This is a genomic window from Paenibacillus sp. Dod16, from assembly GCF_049893405.1.
In the GTDB taxonomy this organism is placed as follows: domain Bacteria; phylum Bacillota; class Bacilli; order Paenibacillales; family Paenibacillaceae; genus Paenibacillus_AQ.
Genome location: NZ_JBNDYG010000004.1, coordinates 117,818 through 144,463, shown reverse-complemented (window position 1 = coordinate 144,463; position 26,646 = coordinate 117,818). Strand labels below are relative to the sequence as shown.

The following is a 26,646-nucleotide window of genomic DNA, read 5'->3' as shown; positions in this document are numbered from 1 at the left end:
TTAAGTTGTTTTCCGGGCTTTTCTGACTATAATACCGCACTTTCTCCCGTTTTCTAACCCTTACTTCTTTTTTGATGTATTTGTGAAATATTTGCGCTGGACTGACTTGGATACGTATTTACAAGCCTATCGATTAACGTTAATATAGCAGGGTGAAACCGTTTAACAAACCGGATCAATATGGCTTTAAATCAATAGGTATCATGTATACTCAGGGCCTGACAGACCCACAATTAAATAAAGAAGAACGGTCCGCGATTAGCGGAAGTTACTCTTCTGAAATTAGAGAGAACTCCAGTAGTCGCTTTCTTATTTTCAAAAAAACGCAAACGGTTCCACTGGAGGTCCTATTATGTCTGTAACGATTAAAGATGTCGCAAAACGAGCGGGCGTATCCCCCTCCACCGTCTCACGGGTGCTTTCCAATCATCCTAGGATCAGCCGCGAAACCTCGCGGAAGGTAAAAGAGATCATGGAGGAAATGGGCTACCATCCCAATATTATGGCCAAGAGCCTGGTTTCCAAAACGACGGAAAGCATATGCGTGATTCTGCCGAAACCTGCGGAAGAATTGTTCCTCAACTTATTCTTCATGGAACTGATCCGCGGGATCGTCACCCAAGCGAACCGCTCCGGATACGACGTCGTTCTCAGTTCGGGCGGCAACGAGAAGGAAGAAGTCGAAGCCGTATCCCGGCTGCTTAACGGTCGCCGCGTCGACGGCGCTATTTTGCTGTACTCCAGGCAGGACGATCAGGTGGTCGATTTTCTCAAGTCCAACAACTATCCGTTCGTGCTTGTCGGCCGGAGCGAGAAATACCCGGATCTGTTATCCGTCGATACCGATAATGTGCAGGCTGCCTATGATGCAACCAAGCATCTGATCTCCCTTGGACATCAACGGATCGGCTTTGTCAGCGGCCCGCCTAACCTGATCGTCTCTCAGGACAGGATGAAAGGCTATGGCAAAGCGCTTGCCGATGCCAATCTGGAGATGAGAAAAGAATGGATTGTCGAAGGCGAGTTCCTTCAGGAGAGCGGCTATCGCGCCATGTCCTTTTTCATGAATCTGCCTGAACGTCCGACGGCGCTTGTTATTGTTGACGATATTGTATCCTTCGGCGTGCTGAGAGGACTACACGAGCTGGGGTATAAGGTTCCCGAAGATGTGTCCATTATCAGTTTCAATAACATCTCATTGACCGAACTATCGACCCCGCCGCTGAGCAGTGTGGACATCGGTATTTACAACCTGGGTTATACCGCTTCGCAAGCGCTGATTCAGACCATTCGTAACGATGACAACACGATACTGCCGCACCGCTATATCATTCCGCACCGGTTGATGATCCGCGAATCCTCGATGTTTTCGCTGCCGAAATCATAAGGTTTGGATAAGCATGGCGGAATACACGAAGTATTATCAAAATAAAGAAGCATCGTGGTGCTTCCTTTATTTTTGCAGCTTGGTTCAAACGTTTGCACTAATTCATTAAGGAGGATGATCATGTCAACCCTATCCGCTTGTTTATTTGATCTTGACGGGGTGCTGGTGGATACCGCCAAGTATCACTACATTGCCTGGAAGCGTCTTGCCGGAGAGCTTGGCTTTGAATTTACGGAGCAGGACAATGAACGCCTGAAGGGTGTAAGCCGCATGGCTTCCCTCGATATTCTGCTTGAGGTTGGCGGAATCACGCTCAATGAAGACGCGAAGCTGGCGCTAGCCGAGAAGAAGAATGCTTGGTATGTCGAGTATATTTCCAACATGGATGAATCCGAGATTTTGCCTGGAGCCCTCGAATTTATCCAAGCGCTGAAGGACCGCGGCATCAAGGTTGCGCTGGGCTCCGCCAGCAAGAACGCGATGCTGATCCTGAACAATACCGGCCTGACTCCTTACTTCGACGCTATCATCGATGGAACGAAGACTGCCCAAGCGAAGCCGGATCCCGAGGTATTTACGATGGGAGCCAGCGAGCTTGGCGCCCGGCCTGACGACTGCGTCGTATTCGAGGATGCCGAGGCCGGCATCGAAGCCGCCATCCGCGCGGGAATGCGGAGCGTCGGTATCGGGTCGCCTGAAACCTTGGGGCGTGCCAACATCGTTCTTCCTTCCCTGGAAGGATTCACGGTGGATCGTCTGCTGGTGTTGTAAGCGAATGCGACACATGCTTACGGCATCCGGTAGTTTCATCCCATATAGATCTGCAACCATTTTTCCTAAAAACAAAGGAGCCGATGATTGTGAAACAATATTTAAAGCTTGATGAATGGTCAATTATTGAGGAGGGCTTTGATCCTCACACGCATGAGATCTCGGAGAGTATCTTCAGTATCGGTAACGGATTTATGGGCCAGCGCGCCAACTTCGAGGAATCCTACAGCGGTTCCTCCCTGCAAGGCAGTTATATGGCCGGCGTGTATTATCCGGATAAAACCCGTGTAGGCTGGTGGAAGAACGGTTATCCCGAATATTTTGCCAAAGTGCTGAACAGCACCAACTGGATTGGCATCGGCATTGAAATCGACGGAACGCCGCTTGATCTGGCCAAATGCACGGTGAAGGATTTTGTGCGCGAGCTGAATATGAAAGAAGGCTTCCTCTCCCGCAGCTTTACCGCTGTCATGGAAAACGGCAAGGAGCTCAAGGTTGAAGCTGTCCGTTTTGTCAGCATTGTTCGCCACGAGATCGGCGCCATTCGATATGCCGTAACTCCGCTCAATTTCGCTGGAGAGCTTACGGTTACGCCTTATCTCGATGGCGATGTGAAGAACAAAGACTCCAACTATGACGAGAAGTTCTGGCTGGAGGTATTCAAGGAAGCCGCGCAAGGCTCGGCCGCATTGACCGTAAAGACCAAGAAACTCGATTTCCATGTGACCTCCGTCATGTCATATAGCATCCTTAAGAACGGCGCAAAGCTGGATCTTCAGGCCGAACTGGTGGAAAAAGAGAAGTATGCGGCGAACCGCGTAAACGTATCCGTGTCCGAAGGCGAAACCATCACCATCTATAAATATGTAGCCAACGTCACATCCCGCAATCATGGATTCGGCGAATTGGTGGATGCTGCACGTGCCGTGCTGGAGCCGGCGGTCGAAACCGGATTTGAGCTGCTGCTGAAGGAACAGGCGGATGCGTGGGGCGACAAATGGAAGGAAAGCGATATTGTCATTGAAGGCGATGTGGCGGCCCAGCAAGCGATCCGCTTCAACATCTTCCAGCTGAACCAAACCTACAGCGGCGAAGACGACCGTCTGAACATCGGGCCGAAGGGCTTCACCGGGGAAAAATACGGCGGCAGCACCTACTGGGATACCGAGGCTTATTGCCTGCCGTTCTACCTGAGCACCGCGGACGCCAGCATTTCGCGCAACCTGCTGATCTATCGTTATAAACACCTGGAAAAAGCGAAGGAAAACGCCAAGAAGCTCGGCTTTACCAAAGGCGCCCTCTATCCTATGGTGACGATGAACGGTGAGGAATGCCATAACGAGTGGGAAATTACGTTTGAAGAAATCCACCGTAACGGCGCGATTGCCTATGCCATCTATAACTATGTAAACTATACCGGCGACTTCTCTTACCTCGGCCAATACGGCCTGGAAGTGCTCGTCGAAATTTCCCGCTTCTGGGAAGAGCGCGTGAATTACGTGCCGGCGAAGGATCAGTATATGATGCTCGGAGTCACCGGTCCGAACGAGTACGAGAACAACGTGAACAACAACTGGTATACTAACCGCATTGCCAGCTGGACGATGGAATACACGCTTGACGTGCTCGAATATTTGAAAGAGAACGAGAATTCCCGCTATGCCGAGCTTACGGCGAAGCTGGGGCTGCAGGATGTCGAAACGACCAAATGGCAGGATATCATCAGCAAAATGTACTACCCGGTCGATGAGGAGCTCGGCGTATTCCTGCAGCAGGACGGATTCCTCAACAAGGAGCTTGTCCCTGTGAAGGAATTGGATCCAGCCCACCTGCCCCTGAATCAGAACTGGTCCTGGGACCGCATTCTGCGCTCGGTGTACATTAAGCAGGCTGACGTGCTGCAAGGCTTGTTCTTCCTTGGCGACCAGTACGACTTGGCTACGAAAAAACGCAACTTCGACTTCTATGAACCGTTCACGGTGCATGAGTCTTCTCTCTCGCCTTGCGTACACTCCATTCTCGCGTGCGAGCTTGGGTACCAGGAGAAGGCGTACGAGATGTACCTCCGTACAGCTCGCCTGGATCTGGACAACTACAACAACGATACCGAGGACGGCTGTCATACAACCAGTATGGCGGGAACCTGGATGTCCGTTGTGCATGGCTTCGGCGGCTTGCGCGTGAAGGACGGCGTATTGCATTTGAATCCATTCATTCCAGGTCACTGGTCTTCCTTCTCCTTCAAGGTGATGTTCCGCGGTTCCCGCCTGAAGGTCAACGTCAAAGGCAAGGAAACCATCATCGTCAACGAAACGGATACGCCGGCTGTCCTGAACGTGAATGGCAAGGAGTACAGCATCGACGGATTTGGAGAGGTCCAAGCCGCAAGATAACAGGCATACGTCTAATAAAAACTACCGAGTTATATAACAACAAGAGCCCTGGAGAACATTCCAGGGCTCTTGTTGTTACAGAAAACGGGCTCCTTCAGGCAGCATTGCTCCTTCTTAAAGGGCTCGTTTTCATCCACGCCAAGCATCTATATCGTCTGAACTCAGCCAAAGGCTGTGACAATCAGATGCAAAGCTCCGCATCCCGATGGCGGGGGAAATACCGATTATGTATGCTATGAATAGATGAGTTGAGAATGAGGATCACGCGGAGGCCGTTCAGATGGCTTCCCAAACAAATACCCCTGCGAGAGCTCGATCCCGATATCTCGGCAAAAATGAAACTCCTCCCGTCTCTCAATGCCTTCAGCCAGCACCATGGCCCCAAAATCATGTGCCTTGTTCGTGATCATTTTGAGCTGCTCCTGCTGCGAGCGATTACGATCGCAATGGTCGATCAGACTCCGGTCGATCTTTACATAATCCGGCTTAAGCTTAATCATCTGCTCCAATGTGGAATAACCTGCCCCAACGTCATCCATGGCTACCGAGATTCCATGACTCCGATACACCTCGAAAATCGATTGCAAATGCTCAACATCATCAATCTTCTCGGTTTCCACAACCTCAAATACGAAATCCTTCGGATCCAGATGGAGCCTGTCTATGGTATGGAAGGTGTGGCTAAGACACATCTGCGCATCATATATGGAGGATGGCAGGAAGTTCACGAATCGCTTCACGCCAGTGGGAAGCCACTCGGCACTGGTCTCAATGGCACTGGTTCGTGCCGCCCGGTCTAGGAATGCATGCAATCCGGTTTTACGGGCTGTCTCAAACAGCTCATACGGCTGGAACCTGGCTCCCCACTCTACCGGACGAAGGAGAAATTCGTAGGCAACGATCTGCTCGGACGAATCCACGATGGGCTGCATATAGCTCGTAAACTGCTTATGTAAAATGATACTTACCATATCGTAATGCTCCATCTGCAGTTCGAACTTTTGCATAGGGGTCCACGAATGCCGGATTTGCGGAGCTTCTCCACCGGTAACACAGAAGGACAGCTCTTGACGAATCTTCAGCGGAAGGGGCTGCAGACACTTCATCATGGAGATCAGGTCCGCACGTACCTTGTAGTTTACAGCACAACCCTCATTGTTCTCTTGTACCGCGTAGCCGTTCACTGCCAGCAACTGAATAAGCTCTCCACTTGCAGGCTTCATATGAATGGTCCCCTGGTCCTCAATCGGTTCAAAGGTGCTGCAATTGTCGCAAATCATGTTCGTCCTCCTTGGCAAGCTAGCTCTCACTATGCTTCTTATCGGCATTTTGAATATGATTTCTTTGCATTTTATGGATTTTATATTGAAGTTATGACCTATTTTAAGAGAAATGCGCAAGATTCGTGCAATGATTACGCCAAATTCTACAAAAATCGACTTATATTGCTTTTAACAACGTATTGTCAATACGATGGTCATGCTTGATCTACTCAACCTTTTGATCCAAAAGCTGCAGCAGCATCGTCCGCTCCACATCAAAATGCCAAGGGGCGTTCCGTTCCTTTGCCGCATACATCGCGGCATCAGCGCGACCAATCAGCTCCTGGTCATTTCTGGCATGATCCGGATAAACCGCAATGCCGATACTCGGCGTGGTTCGGACTTCATGCCCTTCCAATTCGTACGGCTCGCTAAGCATCGTCCAAATCTCCTCCGCCATCCAGATCAGCTCCTGATCCTCACCAGCCGGATGGATCATAACGGTGAATTCGTCTCCTCCTAAACGGGAAACCAAAACTCCCTTAGACTCAAGGGATTGAAGCCGGTCTGCAACCTTTCGTATCAACAAATCGCCGGCACGGTGGCCGTATCGGTCATTGACTCGTTTGAAACGGTTCATATCCATATACAGCAAGCCTACACGGGAACCTGCGCGGTCCGCCTCCTTCAGCGAGCCCGCCAGCCTTGCATTAAAATAACGGCGATTATACAGCCCCGTCAGATCATCACGATGTGCCAGGGCTTCACTCTGCATCAGACTCTCATGCAGTCGGTCAAACAAGCGATCGTTCTCGAACTGGATTAAAATCTGCCTGAACAGAATCAGGATCACGCACAGGGATAGGCCGGTAAACAGTCCAGTCCCCCCTCCAACCCGCTCCGCCATAAGGGCAAACATCCCGCCAAGCACGCTGTAGGGAAGCAGGTACCTTACGATCAGGTTTCCGACTGAACGCGGCTCCCGCTCGCCAACGGATGGTTTACGGGAATTAGGAGCGGACTGCCCACCTGCGAAACTAATGAATAATACCGATATCGTATAAAGCGGATACAGATAGGAACGAACCTCGATACCCATCAGATCAACGAGATAGATGTACAGGGCATCTCCGGCAATATAAGCGCTTCCGCCAAGACATAACAGAATGGCCGCCCTTTTCCCTAACAGTCCGGTATTAAAATACAACACCAGCGTAAAAAAAATAAGTACCATTGCGCACAGGGGATACAGCATGTCCACCCAAAGGTTTCCCCATACTGCCTCATGGGCAAGACCCTGAAGCTCAGGCTTGATGAAATATTCCCACCCTACTGTCATGACGGCAATGCCAACAATCACGATATCCAGCATAAACCGGAGCCCCCGAAACGATCCTTGAACATGCCGGAATAAATAAATGAGAGAACTTGCGAACAGAATGAGTTCAAGTCCCCAGAATAAGTGGGTTAGGATCGGCGAGAAAGCGCTCTCTTTTTCAAACCAAACATAACAAGCGTGAATGATTCGTGCCGCTGCATCCCCCATTAATCCGAGACTCACAATAAGCCAAAACCTGCGAAGATGAACCTCATAACGCCGACTAATCCGCATTAAATAAACGGAGGCGGCTGCAGGAGGAATAATGACTAGAACACGCTGAAGCGATAAAGCCTCAGGCATCCACAGAGCAATCATAATCTGAATGAATGCATATATCATGGCGAGTCGAATCCACAGATGATCTGCTGGAGTTGGACTCATAAGCATTCCTCCTCGGCCAAAAGGTAAGCTGGATCACTTTCATATGTTAGGTCTTTTGAATTAATCTTTCTATTTCTCATGATACTTTTTACCCACCCAAAAGTAAAGATGAGGAAATGAAAGAAAAATCATCTGTATCAGCCCCTGCATGAACACAACTCCCACTTGACGTATAGGGATTATGTGATAATATTTCAGTCATATCTCATATGGATCGGAAAGGGTGTTGAACCATGTCAAAGAAACGATTAGATCATGTTGGTATTGTTGTCCGGGACCTAGAAGCTACAATCGCCTTCTATACATCCGTAGTCGGACTAGAACTAAAGGATCGCCTGACCCATACGAATGGCGTCATCCAGCTGGCGTTCCTCGGATTTAACGGCAGCAACGAGACGGAAGTCGAGCTTATTCAGGGATACAGCGACACGCTGCCAGCGGAGGGCACCGTTCATCATTTTGCAGTCAGCACGGATAACATTGAAGAGGAATATGCCCGGGTTCAAGGACTTGACGTTCCTCACTTGGACGAGGAGATCGTGACGCTCCCGAATGGTTTCCGTTATTTCTTCGTGCATGGTCCCGAAGGGGAATGGATTGAGTTCTTCCAGCGCTAACCTCTACGTAGAAGCCTTTTTCAAATACTTTATCTCGTGAAAGGTTCATAGGATCAATTAATCCTTCCCATTGCATAAGTGTTCTAAGCAAAGACCTGCCTCGTTCATACCTCTTCGAACTAGACAGGTCTGGTGTGTTAGGACTATAATAGCGGATGTAATGATCGAAACTTCATAAATACCGGGGGAGCTGGGATATGGCCGGCTGAGAGTGTATCCGATATGATACTGACCCTTACACCTGATCTGGGTAATGCCAGCGTAGGAAGCCCATGTTTGCGGCAGCTATTTATTTGCCGTGGTATACACTTACGCCGTCATGCGTCCTGATATCATCAGGGCGTTTTTTTTGTGGAGTTGCGAGGTAATAGAAAGAGAACTCAAAGGAGAGAAGAAACGATGAAGAAGGGAAGATGGATTCCGCTGCTTCTCGCTTGCGTCCTGCTTATGGTCGCGTCCGGATGCGGTACAAACGGACAGAACAAGAAGACAGGTGCCGAAGGCGAAGGCAGTCAGACTTCCGAGAAACTCCGTGACGTGCAGCTGATGCTCGATTGGTCCGCCAATACGAATCACACCGGCCTGTATGCAGCGAAGGAGCTTGGGTATTATGAGGAAGAAGGGCTTAATGTCCAGATCGTCCAGCCGGGAGCAGGCGGTACGGATACACTGGTCGCATCCGGAAACGTGCCGTTTGGCATCAGTTATCAGGAAGGCGTAACGCTGGCCAGAACCCAAGGCTTGCCGCTCGTTTCCATTGCAGCGATCATTCAGCATAATACGTCCGGCTTTGCCGCCCCCAAGGACAAAGGCATCGTGAAGGCAGGCGATTTTGAAGGAAAATCCTATGGCGGCTGGGGCTCGCCTGTGGAGGAGGCCGTCATGAAATCCATCATGGAGATCGATGGCGCCGATGTCAGCAAGGTGAATATGGTCAATATGGGCGATGCTGATTATTTTACGGCCGTCAAACGCGACATTGATTTTGCCTGGATCTTCTATGCTTGGACGGGGATTGAAGCTGAGCTTCGCAATGAACCGCTTGACATGATTTATGTGAAGGACTACTCCGAGCAGCTTGATTATTACACACCAGTGATCGTGACGAACGAGAAGCTGATCCAGGAGGACCCCGAGCTTATCAAAGCGTTCATGCGGGCGACTTCAAAAGGATACGACTATGCGATTCAACATCCTGAAGATGCCGCAGCTCTGCTTACGAAGGCGGTTCCTGACCTGGATGCCGAACTGGTTCTCGCCAGCCAGAAATGGTTGAGCCCCCGTTATCAGGATGATGCATCCCGCTGGGGCGAACAGAAAGCCGAAGTATGGTCGGGATATGCAGACTGGATGTTTGAGCGTAAGCTGCTGGAGAAGGAACTTGACGCGGACCGCGCATTCACCAATGATTTTTTACCGGAGCAGCCATAAGGCTATTTTTATTTAAAAAGAAGAAAGTCGGCCTTTGCAAAAGGCTGCCTTTCTTCCAATACATTATAGCTTGCACGAAAGGATGAGTTTACATGGCGAATACACTTTTGAGCATTCAAGTGATACCGAGAACGCCAAACGGGGCCGACAGCATCCCTTATGTAGATGAAGCGATTAAGGTCATTCAGGAATCAGGCGTGAAATACGAGGTTCATGCACTCGAAACGACCATGGAAGGTGAGCTCGCCGAGCTGCTCAAGATCGTGGAGCGCATGCATGAAGCGCTGGTGAATGCGGGAAGTCCCAGCATCATATCCCAAGTTAAAATCGCTCATCATCCCAGCGGCATCAGCATGGATAAGCTGACTGAGAAATACCGTCCATGAGAAGCTGGTGGAGTTCGGTTTGGCCGCCCGTTGTGGCGGTCCTCTTCTTTTTGGTGGTATGGCAGGCCGCAGTATCTATATTCGACATTGAACCTTTTATTCTGCCTGCGCCGACGGCCATCGGGCATGAGGCCGTTACCGGAGCTTCCGGTCTCTTCCAGCATACAGCGGCCACCCTGCAATTAACCTTGGTCGGATTTATGATCGGTACGGCGATCGGCCTAGTCATCTCGCTGGCACTGCACATGGTTCCTTTTCTCAAAACCGCTCTTTATCCACTTCTTATTCTTAGCCAGAATGTGCCGACAATCGCCCTAGCCCCGCTTCTCATGATTTGGTTCGGCTTCGGCATGCTGCCCAAGGTTATCGTGATTACGCTGGTCTGCTTCTTCCCCGTCGCTGTTGCGGCACTGGACGGACTGGCCCGTACTGACCGAACCATGATGAACTACATGCAGATGGCGGGGGCTACCTCTTGGCAAATTTTCAGCAAGCTGGAGCTGCCGCATGCCCTTCCCTCCATCTTCTCCGGGATTCGAATTGCGGCCACCTATTCGGTCATGGGTGCGGTTATCGGGGAATGGATCGGCTCGGACCGGGGAATCGGTTACTACATGATGCTGCAAAAATCCGGCTACCGCACGGATCGGGTGTTTGTTGCCATCCTGGTCATCGTCCTGCTCAGCCTGCTGATGGTGCTGCTGATCACTCTGCTGGAGAAGCGGCTCATCCGCTGGAATCGAAAAGGTTGAGTCTCCGTGAATAGACGTAACGAATCTTATATGATAGGAGGCCATTTGTCGATATGACACATCAAGTACCCCTGACGGTCCAGGACGGGGCTGACCCGTCGGCTGCGTCGGTCTCAACCGCACCTGCCCTCGAGGTTCGCACCCTTCGAAAAACCTTCCGCGACCGGCGCAGCGAAGTGCATGTGCTGGATGGCCTTTCGCTTCAAGTACAACCCGGGGAATTCGTCTCCTTAATCGGTCCCTCAGGCAGCGGAAAGAGCACTCTCTTCCATATCATTGGGGGGTTAACAGCTCCGGATGCAGGCTCTGTCCTCATGGACGGTCAGGACGTGACCGGGGAAAAAGGCCGCATCGCCTATATGCCTCAACAGCCGGCCCTATTCCCTTGGCGTACGGTGGAGGACAATGTGCTCCTTCCCGAGGAGCTGAGAGGCACCTCGAAAGCCGCTGCCAGGGAACATGCCCGCAGCTGGATGGAACGCGCCGGACTCAGCGGCTTCGAAAAGGCCTATCCGCACACCCTCTCTGGCGGAATGCAGCAGCGGGCGGCTTTTCTTCGCGCACTGATGAGTCCGCAGGAAGTTATGTGCCTGGACGAACCGTTCAGTGCATTGGATGCGTTAACGCGCAGCGATATGCAGCGCTGGCTGCTCGATATCTGGGAGGATACGCGCCGTTCGGTGCTGATGATTACCCATCATATCGAGGAGGCGCTGCTCCTCTCGGACAGTATCTATATCCTATCAGCACGGCCCGGAACCATCTTGAAACGGGTAGAAGTCCCTTTCTCCCGCCCGCGCCGGGAAAACATCCTGATGGATCCGTCCTTCATCGCATTAAAAACCGAAATTTCCGCCATCATGCGGGAAGAACAGCACAAGCGCTGACCGATGAAGGCCAGCGTAATACATACATCCATGATGGGCAAAGCGCTTCGTGGAAGCTTGCAAGCGAGGAGATGTAACCATGAAATCATTCATGCAGAATGAAGCGAATTCCCCCCTGATCGACACTCATATTCATCTGGACAGTTATTCGTTATCCGATCAACAAGCAATTCTCGCGGACATCCGCCATCATGAGGTTCAATCCGTCATCTCTGTCTCCATGCATCTGACTTCCTGCAAGCGAAACCTGGAGCTGGCCAGGCAGTACGGACTGATGGTGCGGCCGGCTTTCGGTTATCATCCGGAGCAGCCCCTCCCTTCCTCTGACGAAACCGAAGGGCTGCTGGATTGGATGGCAGAGCATGCCGATGAGATGGTTGCCGTAGGAGAGGTGGGTCTCCCCTATTACGCCAGGCTGGAGGCTGAATCGGAAGGCCGTCCCTGGGATAACCGCCCTTACGCCTATCTGTTGGAGCAATTTATAGCTTTTGCTAAGAAGCATCATAAACCGGTCATTCTGCACGCTGTATATGAAGATGCGGATATCGCATGTGATCTGCTCGAAAAATACGGCGTCACTCGTGCCCATTTTCATTGGTTTAAGGGCTCCCGTGACACCTTGCAGCGAATGGCGGGCAACGGATACTATATTTCCTTTACGCCCGACATCCTCTATGAGGAAGAAATTCGTGCTATGGCATGTAGGTATCCGGATCACCTCGTCATGACCGAAACCGATGGACCTTGGCCGTTCGAAGGTCCGTTCACCGGACAGATGACCCATCCTCGGATGACGGCTTCTGTGGCTTCGGCATGGGCTGAGCTTAAGGGGCTGTCCATACTTGAGGCCCGCAGGATTTTATATGAGAATGCCGCGAGACTTTACGGTCTATAAGAAAGAATCTTCATGCAGTTCAAGTCGGTTGCTTAGGCAATCGGCTTGTTCTCTTTAAGAAGAAATCGGTTATATTGATTAATCAACTCATCAAGCACAATCGATTGTCTGAGGACTTTAGGATGATTAAAATCACGATACCGCTGCTTCATCTTATGAAGTTTATGCCGTTCTTGCTCGATATTAAACTTTATGCCTTCCTTCGTTTCCATGACTTTATATCCTCCCCTCATGTAATATTTTATGCTTTAATGTAAAATTATAGGATGTTTAATATTAGACATCAGAAATATGACATGGAGGGGCTTCTTTCTGTTATTCACGCCAAAAAACCACAATGCCAACCGCAGCATTGTGGTTTTTTGGTTCCATTATTTAACGTACTTATTTAACATACTTCTCCTGATATGCCTTTGACATCTCGTCTGTAATTTCCTTCATCTTCGGGTCACTCTTGATTGTTTCGATCAGTTTATCGTACGATTCAACCGGTTCTTTGCCCGTGATGACCATGACCCGCATATCCTCCACTTTCTTGGAAAGCTCGGGATAGTATTTGTTGTAGGCTTCCGAATACAGCTCTCCCGAAGGATTCGGAACCTTGACCGTCTTGCGCTCTGTGACGATCTCTACGTTCCGCTCATATACTTCATCCGGCATCCCTACCGCACTGATAGCCATATCGTCGCTGACGAGGTGAATCATATTGTTCAAGTTGCCGTCACCCGTCTTATCCACGGCGGCCTGCGGCGTTGCAACCTTCTTCCCGTTCTCCACATTGTAATGGACCCCTTCAATTCCGTAGGTCAACATTTCATTGCCTTCTTGACTATAACCATAGTCGAAAAACTCGAGGATTTTCTTCACTTTCGCCTCCGGCACTTTCTTCGGAATCAGGTATACTCCATAATACGGCGATCCTGAAGGCGTATACTTCACCCCGTTTGCATTCTCCAAATAAGCAAGCGGCATCAGATCCGCCTTGGGATCAACGCCCTTCACGGCTTCGCCGGTCACCCAGGCATGGTTCATGGACATGCCCCCTACCCCTGCCTTGGCGCTTCGCATCGTATCCATTACCTGCGAGAACTTCATGATAGCGAAGTCTTTGGGGAACAAGCCCTCATCATATGCTTTTTTGATCCACAGCATGGCCTCCCTAGACTCGTCCGACGTCATAATCGGAGTCAGGGTATTATCGGGTTGAAGCTTCCAGGACCCTTGCGTTTCATTAAATATATTATAAATATAGGCGAGTGCGCTCGGATTAGCGGCATACGGGATCTCATCCGCCTGTCCATTACCATTCGGATCCTGTTCCTTAAAAGCCTTTAACACGTTATGGAACTCATCCAGCGTTTTGGGCGTTTCCAGCTGAAGGGCATCCAGCCAGTCCTTGCGGATCATCGGGAACACTCCGCCGCCATAGCTAGGATAATAACGAGGAATGACGATGTTCTTGCCATCCACCTTGGTGATTTCCCACATTTCCTTCAATTCTTCGCGGTTCAAATTCGGATAGTCTTTAAGAAACGGTGTCAGATCCCAGAAAACTCCCTGCTTCAGCATTTTCTGCAGCTGCGGGTTCTGCAACGTCTCCACGAAAGTAACCTCTGGAAGATCGCCGGATGCAAGCATGACATTGATCTTCTCTTCGGCCGTGGACGGCGACAGCCACGTAATATTCAGCTTGGTATTGGTGCGTTTCTCGAGCTCTTTCCATAGTGCATTGGTGTTGTCTATGAATTCGGTGGCATAATTCAGGGTCTGTATCGTAATACTTGTAGGTTCACTGCTGTCTGTTCCGCCTCCGTTGTCGCTCGGTGCACTTCCGTTACGGCTGCCGCATGCGCTAAGCAAGAGCGAGCTTGCCAAGAGCAGCACCCCCGACATTTTTAAAAATGACTTGCCCGGCTTGGTTTCCATTCTTTTCATCATTAGACCTCCCTTATAATGATACCTCTCTCCTGACTGATCATGATGTCAGATAAACCGTATATCGATTCATTCCTTGACAGAGCCTACCATCGCTCCTTTGGCGAAGTGCTTCTGCAGGAATGGATACACTAACATGATCGGCACGGTTGCAATAACGACCGCCGCCATCTTCAACGTTTCCGTTGGAACGGGACGATTCACTTGGAAGGCGAATCCGCCGCCGCTTCCGGATCCCATCGTCGTTGGATCCACAAGCATATTTTGCAGCAATACTTGCAGCGGCCACATCTTCTGGTCGTTAATAAACATCAGTGCGTTGAAATACGTATTCCAATAACCGACCGCAAAGAACAATCCGAAAGCGACCAGCGCCGGCAGCGACAGAGGCAAAATAATTCTCCAGAATACGCCGATATCATTCGAACCGTCAATCATCGCGGCTTCCTCCAGACTTTCCGGAATGCTGTCGAAGAATCCCTTCATGAGCAGCACATACCATGCGCTGGTCAAGCTCGGCAGGATAAGCGACCAGATGCTGTCAATGAGTCCCACATTACGAACCACCAAATACAGCGGCACCAATCCCGGCGTGAAGAGAAAGGTGATTAGGATCATAATCATGATTGCTTTGCGAAACCGCAGGCGTTTACGGGACACCGCATAAGCCAAGCCCCCGGTAACGAGCAGACTGAGCAGCGTGCCGACCGTAGCCAGGAACACACTCACGGAAATCGAGGTGACAAACAGTCCGTTGGAGAGTAAATGCTTATAAGCATCCAGCGTCCAAACCCGCGGCCATAATATCAGGCTTCGTTGATAATACTCCACCGGATCGGTAAACGACAAAATAACGGTATAATAAATCGGAAATATCGTTGCCAAACCGATGATCAGCAGCAGTCCGTTATTCACAAGACCGAACAGCCTGGTTTTCCATCCTTTCTCATGCATGCTTTTATTCCTCCTTGTCTCCACCCATCCTTTAGTACAAGCTTTCTTGACCGTAACGCCTCGCCAGCCGGTTGGCCGTAACCACCAGAATGACGCCGACAATCGATTTGAACAATCCGATAGCCGTACTGTAACTGAACTCTCCCTGCCGAATCCCCACCCGGTATACATAGGTATCGAACACTTCAGCTACATTGGTAACAGGTGCATTCATCATCAGATATATCTGTTCGAATCCCGTATCCAGAATCGTTCCCAGACGGAGGATCAACAGAATCAAGATCACGTTGCGCATCGCGGGCAGGGTAATATGCCACATCCGTCTCATACGGCCCGCGCCGTCCATGACGGCTGCTTCATATAACTGCGGGTCCACACCGGCGATGGCCGCGAGAAAGATAATGGTTCCCCACCCGACTTCCTTCCAGATGGATTGTCCCGTCAGCATCCCCCAGAAGTAGTTGGGGTTGGAGAGAATATCGATCGTCTCCCAATCCATCGAGATGAGCCACTTATTAAACAAGCCCTCCGATTGCGAGAACATGAGGTACGTAAGGCCATAGATCAATACCCATGATAAAAAATGGGGGATATACACCAGAGACTGAATGGTCCGCTTATAGAAGGAATTTCGCACTTCATTCAGCATCAAAGCTAAAATGATCGGTGCCGGGAAAAAGAAAATCAAGCTCAGAAAACTGATCGCCAGCGTATTGCGCAGCAGCATCCAGAAATCATCGTTGGAGAAGAACCGGGTGAAATGCTCGAATCCTACCCAGGGGCTTCCAAGCACTCCAAAGTATGGTGAATACTCCTGGAAGGCAATCACGAGATTCGTAATCGGAATATATTTGAAAATGATAAAAAAGATCAGACCCGGCAAGGCCAGCACGTACAAATACTTGTCGCGCACAACATCCGACCATATCCTCCCCCACTTCGTTTTGGATTTCACGGGAATGGGGGGGCCCCCGCTTCCTTTTGCCGACTGAACGGTTTCTTGTGCTTTCATCGATACTCCCTCACTTTCAGCCTTGTCATCTCGTTCAACATACCGTTCACGGAATGTAGTCCTAATGTAAACGGTTGCAGGATTCCCTGCAATTCCACTTTTTTTCCGTCGGCTCCAATCCCCCTCCCATTCGATGCACGGCACAGGGAAAGCTTGGTCTCTACGGCATTGTGGAACCTTTCGTTTCCTTGTATTGCACTTTTTTTCCACGGCAAACGAACGTCCGATTCGGTTAATCGGTCACGTTGACTCGAACTCGATTAGGAAGATATGATCTTTTCAACTCATCCACTCATTCGCTATGATAGTATGTAATCATTTTACCGGCTCGCTTCGATCAAGCCTTTGATTTGTCTATGCCAACAGGGGGTTAAAGTAATGAGGCAACAGAATCCTGAATCCGTTTTCAAAGGTATTATGTATTGGAGAAGCATCGCGCTTGCCGTTTTGTTAACATGCCTCCCCATCTCGGCCATAACGGCCGTTTACCTTTATGTGGGCAACCAGCATATGATTAACCAATATCAGCAGCGGAACGAAGAAGCCTTGGTTGACGCTGCGCGACAAGTAGACGAGCAATTCACCCAATTGGTCCACTACGCCCTCAATATGGTGGTGAAGCCCCATTTCAAGCCTTCGTTGTCTGATATGGACTTTGTATCGAATATCGAGGAGACGAACGAGCTGTTCAATACACTGAACCTGGTGGAGAATGCTGATCCGCTGGTGGATCAGGTCTATCTCTATATCAAAAAGCAAAATAAAATCATGGAGCCTGATCTCGGCCTGCGGACGCTGGATCAGGAACAGGATGCGTTAAACTTCAACAGGCTCATGGAAGGAGATACGGACATGTTCTGGGTCCACGACCTGGAGCGGCCTTTTAACAAGGATAAATCCTCTCACGCGCTCGTCATGCGACTTCCCTTCAACGGTCATACGCCCTACGGCGCGATCGTCATCTATATTGATCCGTCGAAACTGCACGTCATTCGCAATAGCGAGAATCTCTCGTTCCTGCTGGACGACCATGGTCACGTCATCGGAGAGTCGGGGATGAGCCGCAGCATGCCGAAGGCGATGAGCGCGATTCAGGAACAGCTGAAGCTACCGGAGAATGCCCGGAGTGCGAATCATCTGCGATTGAAGGTTCCGGTCGACCAGGATGTATTACTGGTGAATACCGTTCAATTCGAAAAAATGCAGCAAAGTTGGACCTATGTTTCCGGCACGCCGCAATCGAAAATCATTGCTCCAACGAAGCCGTATACTCATATCATCCTGATTTGCTTTGCTTTTGCGCTTGCGGCATCACTGGCTGTAAGCTGGTTTGCCTCTAAGAGCATGTATCGTCCTATAAGCAAGATGCTAAATATGATTGGCGGCGATCAGGCCAAACCGAGCGCGCGATACAATGAGCTTGATTACATTGAACACGAGTGGAAGCAGTACCGGTTCTCGCACGATACGCTTCAGAACCAATGGCAGCGGTCCCTGCCCACGATCAGAGAGGCTTATATCAATCAATTCTTGAGCGGACAAGCCGCCCACCTGACGGAGTCCGAATATGTGCTCAAGCTGCAAGAGATGGATCTTGACATTACCCATAAACAGTTCTCGGCCATCGTGCTTCAGCAGCATACCCACGGGGAGGATCGGACACCTCTGACGGAAAACGATCAGCATCTTCTCACGTATGCTGCTTTGAACGTGATTCAGGAGCTGGCAGAGGACATAAGCGCATATATACATCCCATTAACTTCTTCGACGGCTCCTTCGGCGTCATCTTGATCGTTCCGGCTTCCCATCAAGCCGATGAACAATCGCGTTTGATGAAGGAGCTGTGCGATCAGATCATGCGGGCGTTGCGCGATACGCTCCGCATGTCGGCAACCATCGTATTGGGCGGACCAAGCTCAACCTGGACCGATGTTCCCCATATTCTCGAACAGGCCAAGCGGGCGCTGCATTACCGGTCCTTCGACGCAGGCAGTCAGCTGCTGGAAGCAGAAACCGTGCTTTCCCAGAAAAACGACTGGATCGACTTCCCGCTGGAATTGGAGCAGGATTTCATTCATACCTTGAATCTTGGGCTTCAGGGGGATGCGCTGCGTTCCCTAAGCCGCTTCGTAACGGCGCTTCAGGCCGGGGGAGGCTCGGAGTGGCATGTCCACCATGGCCTCATGCGGTTAATCACAAGCGTTCACCGGTCTATGCTGCAGGCTGGCTTAAATCCATATCAGGTGTACAATTTCTCCAATCTGCAGGAACAGTTGTCCCTGCTTCGGGATCCGAAGGCCTGCGTGACCTGGTTTCAGAAAGAAATTATCGAACCCTACCTCGATCAGTTAACAAAGAACTTCAACAGCTCCATGAAATCGCTGGTCGAAAACGTGCTGGAGCAAATCGAGCAAAACGGGATGCAGGATTTGTCCCTGGATGCCATGGCCATGGAAGCCGGCGTCAGTGTATCCCAGCTGAGCAAAGCGTTCAAGCAGATGACGGGCACGAATTATATAGACTATCTGACAACCGTGCGCATGAACCGCTGCAAAGAATTGCTGCTGACCACCGATCTTCGCATTCACGAGATTGCGGAGGCCGCCGGATATCAGCCTCCCTACTTCAATCGTATGTTCAAGAAGCTTGAAGGGATTACGCCCGGACAATACCGTCAGCAGGGCATCGGCAAATAAATCAGCATGTCATCCTGATCAGTAATCTCCATATAAAAGAAGACCGCTGAAAAAAGGGCTGTCCCCAGGTCCGTATTTCACGACCTTTTGGGACAGCCCCTTTTTTATGAGCTATGACTTACGTTCAAGCGTCGTACATGGCGGCACGATTAGCGCCGACGAGTCATCCAAGCATGCTCCGAACCACGCATCGTGCGCACAGGGAGCAGTGCGCACGATGTATAAAATAGTTGCGAATGGTGGCGGACAAGAGGTCCGTTATTCCCCGAATAAGGCTCTCATGTTTCGGATTATATGCTACTTAACGGAACGTGTGTCCGATAGATCCTGCAAAAACGAGCCCATAGCGCAAATAACGGATCTGAGGTCCGATACTGCTATCGCCGTACTGCAACTCGTTCCGGCTTGCGGCTTGGAAGCTACGGTTAAACTTGCGGTGCACTGCTCGCCTCCTACGCCACCAATCCCACATCAGCCAGGCTTGGGTTCGTGGCTGGCTGATGTGGGATGGGGTCCGAGGCGGGGCTTGGTTCCGACGCCGGCTGGCGGGGGATGGGATCCGAGGCGGGGCTTGGTTCCGACGCCGGCTGGCGTGGGATGGGGTCCGAGGTCGGGCTTGGTTCCGAACTAGGCTTGGGTTCATGCAAGGCCTAGTTTCGGGGCCGGCCTAGTTTCGAGGCCGAGCTTAGTTCCTAGAGCCGCGCCCCGTAGTATTCCCCACGAGAGCAGCCGTATCAGCATGATGATCGGGGTCTGCAGGTTCGCAGCACGTATCTCGAGAGCGCTGTACCCGCTTTCTCTATTCATGTCTAACGCCCCATGAACCCCTTCCCCTTCAGGAAGTCCTTCATGTGCAGCCTTACCGGCTCTGCCAGGCGTTTAGCCATAAGCGCCGACCACGGTGTGTTGTTTTTGCCATGGGTACGCAGGGACAAGTATTCGGAAGAGGTTCGATCGTAGTTCTTCACTTCTTCTACAGCCGCACGATTGTAGCTGTCGCGGTGCAGAACAGCCTCCACCGGAAGCCGAGGACGAAGCCCCGGCTCCTGATCCGGGTAACCCAGGCACATGCCAAATACCGGATAGACCAAATCCGGGAGCTCCAAAGCCTCGGAGAACTCAGCAATGGAGTTACGGACCCCGCCTATATACACGATGCCAAGACCAAGCGATTCCGCGGCGATCGCGGCATTCTGCGCAGCCAAAGCGGCATCCACCGTCGCCACGATGAAATTCTCGGTCGAATCTTCATACATCTCTTGATCAACCACGTGCGCCTCTGCGCTTTTTTTCAAACGATACAGATCCGCGCACCACACCAGAAATACCGGGCATTCCACAATATACGACTGATTTCCCGCTAAAGCGGCCAACCGCTGCTTCTTCTCTTGAGAGGTAACGGCAATTACGCTGTATGCCTGGACGTTGCTTGAGGTTGATGCCATCTGACCTGCTGCCACAACGGTCCTAAGCTGCTCCTCTGACACGGGTCGATCCGAATATTTACGAATCGATCGATGGTTCATCAGAAGCGATATGGTATCATTCATCGGGGTATCCACTCCTTAGGCTGAAAGCATTGTTCCATCTATTATGAAACTTCGGCTTGGGCAGTGCAAGTTCACGCGATAGGTGACACCGCGCAAAAAAGCCGGCTTGCTGTCGATCGCCTTCAGCAGCCGGCTCCTATTTTAGCCAAAGCTCATGGCCTTGGATTATTCCAGGGAATGTTCGTTAGGACACGATATCGTAGCCTTGCTCTTCAATTGCTTCTTTTAATGCTTCAAGGCTGACCTTGTTTTCGTCGTATTCGATAGCCACTGTATTGGATGCAAGATCGACTTTACCGGAAGCTCCCGCATTCTTCAGTGCGCCTTCCACCGAGTTCACGCAATGGTTGCAGGACATGCCTTCCACTGTCAATGTCACTTGTTTCATGCTGTCGTCCTCCTATCATATAATGTTGTACCATTCAACCTTACTATACCCCCCATAAGTATGTAAAGCTCAAGAATTTGCTTCTTTCTGCAACAGAAACACGAAAAAAGTAGGAAGATTTATCCTTTTAATCTGTTATAATGTACATAATTCATTAGATTCATACAGGAAGGGACAAGCTTTTTATCATACTTCCTTAGTTTTTTTATAAAATTTGATTTTTGTTGAAGGAATTACCAATTTGCTGTCGAACTATCTTAATAACAGAGATAATGAACTATGAAAGTAGGAATTCTATCATGGTATTTGACGGCATTATACTCGGGTTAATTGTCGGGCTGATACGTGGCGGACTCCGTCATGGACTGCAGCAATTCAGTAAGATTCGTCTGAAGGGCGGCTTAATCTTCCCCATACTCCTGATTGTGCAACTGCTCATATTCCGCTTTCAAGTGAACTCTGATTGGTTGGCAGCCGCAAGCGGCTACGTCTTTATGTTCATCTACGTTGCCGGCATGATCTTTCTCTGGATGAACCGGGATCAGAAAGGTTTTGGCAGCATCTTGGCAGGTGTCTTTCTGAATTTCCTTGTCATGGCAGTGAACGGTGGCAGAATGCCCGTTTCCATGGGTGCAGCTTCCGTGCTGGATCCTGTTTATATGGACATGCTAGTGGATGCCACAGCTACTACCAAGCACTATCTGATGGACGCCTCTACCCGCCTGCCGTTCCTGGGAGACATTATACCATTATCCCCGCCGTACCCAAGAACACAGGTTATCAGTATCGGAGATATTATCATGAACTTCGGCATATTTCTCTACATTCTAAATCTCATGACCGTGGGGAAGAATACCGCCAACGTGCAAACATTAGGAACCAAATCCGATACCAATGAACGTGTGGAACCGCAAAATTAATCATACATCATGCCACCTGGAAAGGAGGGAGAACTGTGAAGAAAACTGATAAAATCAAGTATTCCCGCATCGTATTGAATGCGATCATCGTTGCTTCTGTTGTTGTCGCTCTGACTTCCGGTTACAGATTCGGATAATAGACTTCCATAAAAACAGGCTGGAAAATTCAGCCTGTTTTTTTATATCTTTTTCGTTGTTTTGCATCGCAATATACCTTAAAATGTGGAGAATACACCATTGATTTTATTGAGGAGAAATCATTTATGTCCATATTAAAGCGTCCTAGATTCTCTCGAGACTTAGCGGGACAGCTGTATTTTGTTTTTCTTTCTCTTCTGGGCTGTTCAACCTTCCTGTTGGTGCAACAAGGGGAGATTTTCCATTATACTCCTTCACAGTGGGTATGGGTCTATGCGATGTTAGGCGCCGCCCTCATCTTAAATTACTTCACCTTCCAGCTGCCGCCAGAGGGTAATTTACAGTCTATGGATTCCTCTGTTTACCTGGCGTGTATCTTTATATATGGAGCACCGTTTGCGCTGTCTGTCATCCTGTTTGTCTCCCTTACCATGGCGCTGTACGACAGAAAAATCCCCTTCTGGAAGCATTTTGTTAATTTCTCTGTGTATACCGTGATGATTGTCGGGTCCTCCTTCATTTTCAAAATGGCAGGCGGACAAGCTGGCCCTATTCACAATGATCAATTTGGTGCGTATCTTGCAGCGTTGGTTGTTTATTTTGTTATCAACGTATTCCTTGTCGGTTTCTACTATTACCTTCTATACAAAGGATCGTTATATGATATTTTGAAAACCTTCATAAAAGATACACTGCTTGTATACCTTAGTACGCTCATTCTTTCGCTGGTTCTCTCCATACTCATCGTACATAACGGCGTGTTCGGACTAACCTTGTTTATAGGACTCAGCGTGATGCTGTCCTATTCTTTCAAACAGCTCTTCACAATGTATAAACAGGTACAGGAAAAAGCAATCAAGGATCAACGGACGAGCCTGTATAATCACAGTTATTTCGAAAGTTTACTGGAGGACGAGATCAAGAAAGCCAAGGCCAATGAGACGCCATTGTCGCTGGCCATGATCGATATCGATGATTTCAAGAAATACAACGATCAATTCGGTCACCTGAAAGGGGACATGCTGCTCGGATTTCTCGGCAATTACCTCAAGGTGGAATCCGAAACGGCTGAAGTGGTGGCCTCTCGTTTCGGCGGTGAGGAATTCACGATTCTAATGCCGGGTTACGATGACAACAAAGCACGTTCCTTCATTAACAGGCTCCGCAAAAAATTGAACGATACCTATTTTGACGGCGTTGAGATATTCCCATCCGGGTGCCTCTCCTTCTCTGCCGGCGTTGCGTCCTATCGGATTGACATCCATGACAAGTCACAGCTCGTCGAGCTTGCCGATCAGGCGCTGTACTATGCCAAGAAGCAGGGCAAGAATAATGTACACGTATACGGGAGCGGCGCCGAAAAAGAATCCGAGATCGACTTCGCGGAGGACGTCCGCGATATTGAGCAGCAGCTGAAGCTGTTCTTGTATAAAGATGTGGATACGTTCAAACACTCCAAACGGGTATTCCGCTATGCCATGGACATCAGCGAAGTGCTCGGGCTTGATAGTGTGGAACGACGCAATTTCGTACTCGGTGCACTCATTCACGATATCGGCAAGCTTGAGATTCCTTGGGGGATCTTGAACAAACGGGACAAGCTCACGGCCGGTGAATGGGAAACCGTCAAACGGCATGTCAGCTGGGGTAAACGCATCGCGGAAACGAACGAGAAGTTCAAGGAACTGGTTCCTTATATTGAATTACACCATGAAAGATACGATGGCGGGGGATATCCGCACGGCTTCAAGGGCAGCCAAATCCCCAAACTGTGCCGGATGCTGACCATTATCGATTCCTTTGACGCGATGACAACGGAACGACCTTACCAAAAAACGAAAACCTTCGAGGAGGGAATTGAGGAATTGCTCCGCTGCTCAGGCACGCAATTCGATCCGGAGCTTGTTGAGCTGTTTATTCGTTATTTAAGACTCAAAGCAGAAGCACAGCAGCAGCCTGCAGCCGGTTCGGAGACGTCTTAAAGAGACCGATGCCCCTCCTATTATCACCTCTACATGTTTGATACTTCCCCAAATAAGGTATAAAGGTAGTATCACAACGATAAATGAGGTGAGAAACGGTGACTGACAAGAAAAAGGATCTCCCGCTTTACAACGGTCCCGGCAACATGGATCACCCTGAACAATACCCGACGGAACAAGAAAGCCTGTTCGATCAACATGAGAGCGAACAGCATGTGGACCCGATTCCGATGGAAGACGCCAGACTGGAGCGCCAGGAAGAGAAGCAGCGGGACGGGACGTCAAAGAAGCGTTCATCCAGTAATGATAAGTATCACAGCGGCTTTTAAAAGTGGGACTGACCTTATCACTGCAGCGTAACTTGAACTTATGGGCTCCGTTTTAGCGGAGCCTTTTTATTTCACCTTTTTTTCTTTAATATAGAAGAGGATGAATGCGGATTTAAACCTAGAGATTATATAAAGAGTGGAGTGGACCCTTTGTTTTCCATATGGACGTTAAACCGTGTGCAGCGAAGGATGCTGCTGATACTGATTGCAGCGGTTCTGGTTATGTCATGTCTGCTGGTTCTTACCGGTCTTCATGAACGTTCCCCGAGCATAAGCAGCGTGATCGAAGAACGATATATCCAAAGTGCGGCCATGATCAGCCACCCCGGTGGAGACCTGGAAGACCATGCTTCCAGCGTCATGCCCGGTGTGCCGCTTATGATTGCCGGACTTACCGCCTTATTCGGAAGCATGGATGCCGCCCTGATTGCCTACCAGCTCCTTCAATGCGTCTTCCATGCATTTTCCGTATACTTGGTTTTCGTACTGTCCCGCTACATGTTTAATACGCGAATCGCTTTTCTGTCATGCATGATCTACGCTCTGTTCTGGCCGGCCTACGGTGCAGTCCGGCTAATCCTGCCGGATACGACCATGCAAACCTTAATGCTTCTTCTGGTCTGCGCCGTCATCGGAGCGCTTGAATTGAAGCAGGCTGGCTGGTACGCAGCTGCCGGCGCGCTTACAGCGCTTATGGCTTGTTACAACCTTCAAGCGCTGCTGTATCCGGTATTGTTCATTGCCTTTTGGATCAAGTACCGCAGTCCGATCAAAATCGTAACCGGCGGGCTCCTTCTTATTAGCGCAGGTTATTTGCTCATCTTATCTCCATGGTGGCTGAACATCCCGCTTTTCAATCGTTTGATGTATATGTCCGGTCCGTGGAACCTTGCCTCGCTGTGGCTGGAATCGAGATACATCGAAGGCAACCCTTTGGTTCATCTCTTCCGGAGCATATATGCCGGCCGCACCTCCAAATATGCGGCAGCGATCGGAAACGAGGAGGCCAGAAAGGTTGTGCAATCCGCATTGGACGCCGTCCGTCTCCTCATGCTGTTTGCCGGGACTGCCGGCGTCATCTGGTCGGTTTGGAAATACCATCTGAAACGGCAGCTCCCGGTGCTTCTGACGCTGCTGTATTTTATTGCCGCCGAATGGTTGGTTCCGAGCCTGGACGGCACCGGATTTCCCTATGCGGTCTTCCTGCTGCTCTACGCGGCATTTCTCGCGGACAAAGCGATTATCTATGCCCATAAGACCCGCCTGCTTCGCAAGTAAGTTTCAACGCGAAGCCTGTCATTCCATCATCATGTAACTTTTGCGCCTGAAAGCACTTTATCTTGTGCCTTCAGGCGTTTTTTTCACGTTGTTATAGAACCTTTCAGGCTGATGAAACGTCTATATTATATCTTCGTTTTCATATATCCCTGTCAAGAGAGGTGTCAGGTATGAAAATAAACCGTAAATTTATCGCCATTCTCAGTATCGCTGTGGCCAGCGTTCTGACGGTAAGCATCATACTCTTCTTCACGGATGCTTCGAATCGCTCGGGCCAGCATCATCGCATGAACGACAACATGAACGGACAGGCGCTGGTTCAAGTCGGCTCCACCTACATCACGCATACCCATCTAACTGCCTATAAGAACAACCTCGCGCATAGCACCGCGCCCCTCCCTGATGACGCTACGCTCCTTAAAGAAATGGCAACGAAGGAATTGATGCTTCAATTGGCCAACGAACAAGGCGTTGCGGCGAGTCTGGAGGATGGTATTCAAAGGGCCAAGGAGCTTCGGAAGACGCTCGAAACCCAGCCGCGGCAGGTGCAAGAACAGCACTTGCGCATACTGGATACGATGGGCATCAGCGAAGATCAATACTGGGAAGACTACTCCTCGCCGGAATATCGGGATATGCTATCGATCGAGCGATTAGTGAATAAACTGACGACGGATATCAAGTCTACCCAGCCTGACGTCATAACCAGCACGCAGCAGCTGAAGGATAAACTGCTAAACACCGCATTGGATGAACAGCGAATTATCGTGTTGGATCCGGACATTCAATTGAGGTAACGCTGCATGGTATATAAAGAGGTGCGACAGCCAGCAATACAACTCTCTTACAGTTCCTACATCACCTTATATACGTTTGAAGCCCGCTCATCTGGCGGGCTTTTGCTTTTTGCGACTAAGGGG

24 protein-coding genes and 1 riboswitch are annotated in these 26,646 nt (G+C 50.0%); of the genes, 16 read left to right on the top strand and 8 right to left on the bottom strand.

Annotated features, from left to right (window positions below; translation table 11 throughout):
- Window positions 1-352: 352 nt before the first annotated feature.
- From ACPV3A_RS04585 to ACPV3A_RS04575, 3 genes are all read left to right on the top strand, one after another.
- A complete protein-coding gene (locus ACPV3A_RS04585) occupies window positions 353-1,387 on the top strand; it encodes a LacI family DNA-binding transcriptional regulator (RefSeq protein WP_194540712.1) in 1,035 nt (344 codons plus the stop codon).
- Window positions 1,388-1,507: 120 nt separating this feature from the next.
- Complete coding sequence (gene pgmB, locus ACPV3A_RS04580; RefSeq protein WP_426198315.1) at window positions 1,508-2,158, top strand: beta-phosphoglucomutase; 651 nt, start codon at window positions 1,508-1,510, stop codon at window positions 2,156-2,158.
- A gap of 89 nt (window positions 2,159-2,247) precedes the next feature.
- Complete coding sequence (locus tag ACPV3A_RS04575; RefSeq protein WP_426198314.1) at window positions 2,248-4,551, top strand: glycoside hydrolase family 65 protein; 2,304 nt, start codon at window positions 2,248-2,250, stop codon at window positions 4,549-4,551.
- A 233-nt stretch (window positions 4,552-4,784) separates the two neighbouring features.
- Here ACPV3A_RS04575 and ACPV3A_RS04570 read toward each other — a convergent pair whose 3' ends face one another.
- Both ACPV3A_RS04570 and ACPV3A_RS04565 read right to left on the bottom strand, forming a co-directional pair.
- Window positions 4,785-5,831: an EAL domain-containing protein gene (locus ACPV3A_RS04570; protein ID WP_426198313.1), complete on the bottom strand. Its 1,047-nt coding sequence runs from the start codon at window positions 5,829-5,831 to the stop codon at window positions 4,785-4,787.
- 208 nt (window positions 5,832-6,039) lie between these two features.
- A complete protein-coding gene (locus tag ACPV3A_RS04565) occupies window positions 6,040-7,575 on the bottom strand; it encodes a diguanylate cyclase domain-containing protein (RefSeq protein WP_426198312.1) in 1,536 nt (511 codons plus the stop codon).
- Window positions 7,576-7,808: 233 nt separating this feature from the next.
- Here ACPV3A_RS04565 and ACPV3A_RS04560 point away from each other — a divergent pair, with 233 nt between their 5' ends.
- From ACPV3A_RS04560 to ACPV3A_RS04535, 6 genes are all read left to right on the top strand, one after another.
- On the top strand, window positions 7,809-8,192 hold the full coding sequence (locus tag ACPV3A_RS04560) for a VOC family protein (RefSeq protein ID WP_426198311.1): 384 nt from the start codon (window positions 7,809-7,811) through the stop codon (window positions 8,190-8,192).
- Window positions 8,193-8,365: 173 nt separating this feature from the next.
- A riboswitch (TPP riboswitch) is annotated at window positions 8,366-8,477 on the top strand.
- A gap of 114 nt (window positions 8,478-8,591) precedes the next feature.
- Window positions 8,592-9,623: an ABC transporter substrate-binding protein gene (locus ACPV3A_RS04555; RefSeq protein ID WP_426198310.1), complete on the top strand. Its 1,032-nt coding sequence runs from the start codon at window positions 8,592-8,594 to the stop codon at window positions 9,621-9,623.
- Window positions 9,624-9,715: 92 nt separating this feature from the next.
- Window positions 9,716-10,009: an MTH1187 family thiamine-binding protein gene (locus tag ACPV3A_RS04550; protein WP_071222195.1), complete on the top strand. Its 294-nt coding sequence runs from the start codon at window positions 9,716-9,718 to the stop codon at window positions 10,007-10,009.
- Window positions 10,006-10,761 carry an ABC transporter permease gene (locus tag ACPV3A_RS04545; RefSeq protein ID WP_220686712.1) on the top strand — a complete coding sequence of 252 codons (756 nt, stop codon included), beginning with the start codon at window positions 10,006-10,008 and terminating at the stop codon, window positions 10,759-10,761. The genes ACPV3A_RS04550 and ACPV3A_RS04545 overlap by 4 nt, the downstream gene beginning before the upstream one ends.
- A 53-nt stretch (window positions 10,762-10,814) precedes the next feature.
- The gene (locus ACPV3A_RS04540) at window positions 10,815-11,648 is read left to right on the top strand and encodes an ABC transporter ATP-binding protein (protein WP_339221408.1); all 834 of its coding nucleotides are present in this window, start codon (window positions 10,815-10,817) and stop codon (window positions 11,646-11,648) included.
- Between the two features lie 79 nt (window positions 11,649-11,727).
- A complete protein-coding gene (locus ACPV3A_RS04535; RefSeq protein ID WP_194540703.1) occupies window positions 11,728-12,543 on the top strand; it encodes a TatD family hydrolase in 816 nt (271 codons plus the stop codon).
- Window positions 12,544-12,575: 32 nt separating this feature from the next.
- Here ACPV3A_RS04535 and ACPV3A_RS04530 read toward each other — a convergent pair whose 3' ends face one another.
- The 4 genes from ACPV3A_RS04530 to ACPV3A_RS04515 all read right to left on the bottom strand — a co-directional run bounded on the left by ACPV3A_RS04530 (window position 12,576) and on the right by ACPV3A_RS04515 (window position 16,444).
- Window positions 12,576-12,755, bottom strand: a complete 180-nt coding sequence (locus tag ACPV3A_RS04530) for an aspartyl-phosphate phosphatase Spo0E family protein (protein WP_113059296.1) — start codon at window positions 12,753-12,755, stop codon at window positions 12,576-12,578.
- A gap of 172 nt (window positions 12,756-12,927) precedes the next feature.
- Complete coding sequence (locus ACPV3A_RS04525; RefSeq protein ID WP_194540702.1) at window positions 12,928-14,481, bottom strand: extracellular solute-binding protein; 1,554 nt, start codon at window positions 14,479-14,481, stop codon at window positions 12,928-12,930.
- Between the two features lie 66 nt (window positions 14,482-14,547).
- Window positions 14,548-15,432, bottom strand: coding sequence for a carbohydrate ABC transporter permease (locus ACPV3A_RS04520; protein ID WP_071222199.1), 885 nt, complete (start codon window positions 15,430-15,432; stop codon window positions 14,548-14,550).
- Window positions 15,433-15,463: 31 nt separating this feature from the next.
- Window positions 15,464-16,444: an ABC transporter permease gene (locus ACPV3A_RS04515; RefSeq protein WP_194540701.1), complete on the bottom strand. Its 981-nt coding sequence runs from the start codon at window positions 16,442-16,444 to the stop codon at window positions 15,464-15,466.
- A 378-nt stretch (window positions 16,445-16,822) separates the two neighbouring features.
- Between ACPV3A_RS04515 and ACPV3A_RS04510 the strand changes: the two genes are divergently transcribed.
- Window positions 16,823-19,141 (top strand): helix-turn-helix domain-containing protein, encoded by a 2,319-nt coding sequence (locus ACPV3A_RS04510; protein ID WP_426198309.1) that lies wholly within the window; start codon window positions 16,823-16,825, stop codon window positions 19,139-19,141.
- A 106-nt stretch (window positions 19,142-19,247) separates the two neighbouring features.
- The gene (locus tag ACPV3A_RS04505; RefSeq protein ID WP_426198308.1) at window positions 19,248-19,772 is read left to right on the top strand and encodes a hypothetical protein; all 525 of its coding nucleotides are present in this window, start codon (window positions 19,248-19,250) and stop codon (window positions 19,770-19,772) included.
- A gap of 178 nt (window positions 19,773-19,950) precedes the next feature.
- On the opposite strand, the gene nfsA is transcribed toward ACPV3A_RS04505, so the two are convergent.
- The gene (gene nfsA / locus ACPV3A_RS04500) at window positions 19,951-20,691 is read right to left on the bottom strand and encodes an oxygen-insensitive NADPH nitroreductase (protein ID WP_426198307.1); all 741 of its coding nucleotides are present in this window, start codon (window positions 20,689-20,691) and stop codon (window positions 19,951-19,953) included.
- Window positions 20,692-20,875: 184 nt separating this feature from the next.
- Window positions 20,876-21,079 carry a cation transporter gene (locus tag ACPV3A_RS04495; protein WP_071222204.1) on the bottom strand — a complete coding sequence of 68 codons (204 nt, stop codon included), beginning with the start codon at window positions 21,077-21,079 and terminating at the stop codon, window positions 20,876-20,878.
- Window positions 21,080-21,378: 299 nt separating this feature from the next.
- On the opposite strand from ACPV3A_RS04495, the gene ACPV3A_RS04490 reads away from it, so the two are divergent.
- The 5 genes from ACPV3A_RS04490 (at window position 21,379) to ACPV3A_RS04470 (ending at window position 26,523) form a co-directional block, all read left to right on the top strand.
- Complete coding sequence (locus ACPV3A_RS04490; RefSeq protein ID WP_194540697.1) at window positions 21,379-21,999, top strand: DUF5317 domain-containing protein; 621 nt, start codon at window positions 21,379-21,381, stop codon at window positions 21,997-21,999.
- A 263-nt stretch (window positions 22,000-22,262) separates the two neighbouring features.
- Window positions 22,263-24,119 (top strand): bifunctional diguanylate cyclase/phosphohydrolase, encoded by a 1,857-nt coding sequence (locus tag ACPV3A_RS04485; RefSeq protein ID WP_194540696.1) that lies wholly within the window; start codon window positions 22,263-22,265, stop codon window positions 24,117-24,119.
- 98 nt (window positions 24,120-24,217) lie between these two features.
- Complete coding sequence (locus ACPV3A_RS04480; RefSeq protein ID WP_426198306.1) at window positions 24,218-24,448, top strand: hypothetical protein; 231 nt, start codon at window positions 24,218-24,220, stop codon at window positions 24,446-24,448.
- Between the two features lie 150 nt (window positions 24,449-24,598).
- Window positions 24,599-25,726 carry an ArnT family glycosyltransferase gene (locus ACPV3A_RS04475; RefSeq protein ID WP_194540694.1) on the top strand — a complete coding sequence of 376 codons (1,128 nt, stop codon included), beginning with the start codon at window positions 24,599-24,601 and terminating at the stop codon, window positions 25,724-25,726.
- A gap of 170 nt (window positions 25,727-25,896) precedes the next feature.
- Window positions 25,897-26,523, top strand: coding sequence for a hypothetical protein (locus tag ACPV3A_RS04470; protein WP_339221395.1), 627 nt, complete (start codon window positions 25,897-25,899; stop codon window positions 26,521-26,523).
- The last annotated feature ends 123 nt before the right edge of the window (window positions 26,524-26,646 follow it).

What these genes read in the sequence shown, in the direction of transcription:
- ACPV3A_RS04485 (WP_194540696.1), top strand. Translation starts at nt 22,263, where the DNA reads ATGTCCATATTAAAGCGTCCTAGATTCTCTCGAGACTTAGCGGGACAG.
- ACPV3A_RS04545 (WP_220686712.1), top strand. Translation starts at nt 10,006, where the DNA reads ATGAGAAGCTGGTGGAGTTCGGTTTGGCCGCCCGTTGTGGCGGTCCTC.
- ACPV3A_RS04525 (WP_194540702.1), bottom strand. Translation starts at nt 14,481, where the DNA reads ATGATGAAAAGAATGGAAACCAAGCCGGGCAAGTCATTTTTAAAAATG.
- nfsA (WP_426198307.1), bottom strand. Translation starts at nt 20,691, where the DNA reads ATGAATGATACCATATCGCTTCTGATGAACCATCGATCGATTCGTAAA.
- ACPV3A_RS04490 (WP_194540697.1), top strand. Translation starts at nt 21,379, where the DNA reads ATGGTATTTGACGGCATTATACTCGGGTTAATTGTCGGGCTGATACGT.
- ACPV3A_RS04495 (WP_071222204.1), bottom strand. Translation starts at nt 21,079, where the DNA reads ATGAAACAAGTGACATTGACAGTGGAAGGCATGTCCTGCAACCATTGC.
- ACPV3A_RS04510 (WP_426198309.1), top strand. Translation starts at nt 16,823, where the DNA reads ATGAGGCAACAGAATCCTGAATCCGTTTTCAAAGGTATTATGTATTGG.
- ACPV3A_RS04515 (WP_194540701.1), bottom strand. Translation starts at nt 16,444, where the DNA reads ATGAAAGCACAAGAAACCGTTCAGTCGGCAAAAGGAAGCGGGGGCCCC.
- pgmB (WP_426198315.1), top strand. Translation starts at nt 1,508, where the DNA reads ATGTCAACCCTATCCGCTTGTTTATTTGATCTTGACGGGGTGCTGGTG.
- ACPV3A_RS04550 (WP_071222195.1), top strand. Translation starts at nt 9,716, where the DNA reads ATGGCGAATACACTTTTGAGCATTCAAGTGATACCGAGAACGCCAAAC.
- ACPV3A_RS04470 (WP_339221395.1), top strand. Translation starts at nt 25,897, where the DNA reads ATGAAAATAAACCGTAAATTTATCGCCATTCTCAGTATCGCTGTGGCC.
- ACPV3A_RS04520 (WP_071222199.1), bottom strand. Translation starts at nt 15,432, where the DNA reads ATGCATGAGAAAGGATGGAAAACCAGGCTGTTCGGTCTTGTGAATAAC.
- ACPV3A_RS04530 (WP_113059296.1), bottom strand. Translation starts at nt 12,755, where the DNA reads ATGGAAACGAAGGAAGGCATAAAGTTTAATATCGAGCAAGAACGGCAT.
- ACPV3A_RS04570 (WP_426198313.1), bottom strand. Translation starts at nt 5,831, where the DNA reads ATGATTTGCGACAATTGCAGCACCTTTGAACCGATTGAGGACCAGGGG.
- ACPV3A_RS04540 (WP_339221408.1), top strand. Translation starts at nt 10,815, where the DNA reads ATGACACATCAAGTACCCCTGACGGTCCAGGACGGGGCTGACCCGTCG.
- ACPV3A_RS04535 (WP_194540703.1), top strand. Translation starts at nt 11,728, where the DNA reads ATGAAATCATTCATGCAGAATGAAGCGAATTCCCCCCTGATCGACACT.
- ACPV3A_RS04555 (WP_426198310.1), top strand. Translation starts at nt 8,592, where the DNA reads ATGAAGAAGGGAAGATGGATTCCGCTGCTTCTCGCTTGCGTCCTGCTT.
- ACPV3A_RS04560 (WP_426198311.1), top strand. Translation starts at nt 7,809, where the DNA reads ATGTCAAAGAAACGATTAGATCATGTTGGTATTGTTGTCCGGGACCTA.
- ACPV3A_RS04565 (WP_426198312.1), bottom strand. Translation starts at nt 7,575, where the DNA reads ATGAGTCCAACTCCAGCAGATCATCTGTGGATTCGACTCGCCATGATA.
- ACPV3A_RS04585 (WP_194540712.1), top strand. Translation starts at nt 353, where the DNA reads ATGTCTGTAACGATTAAAGATGTCGCAAAACGAGCGGGCGTATCCCCC.
- ACPV3A_RS04505 (WP_426198308.1), top strand. Translation starts at nt 19,248, where the DNA reads ATGAGCTATGACTTACGTTCAAGCGTCGTACATGGCGGCACGATTAGC.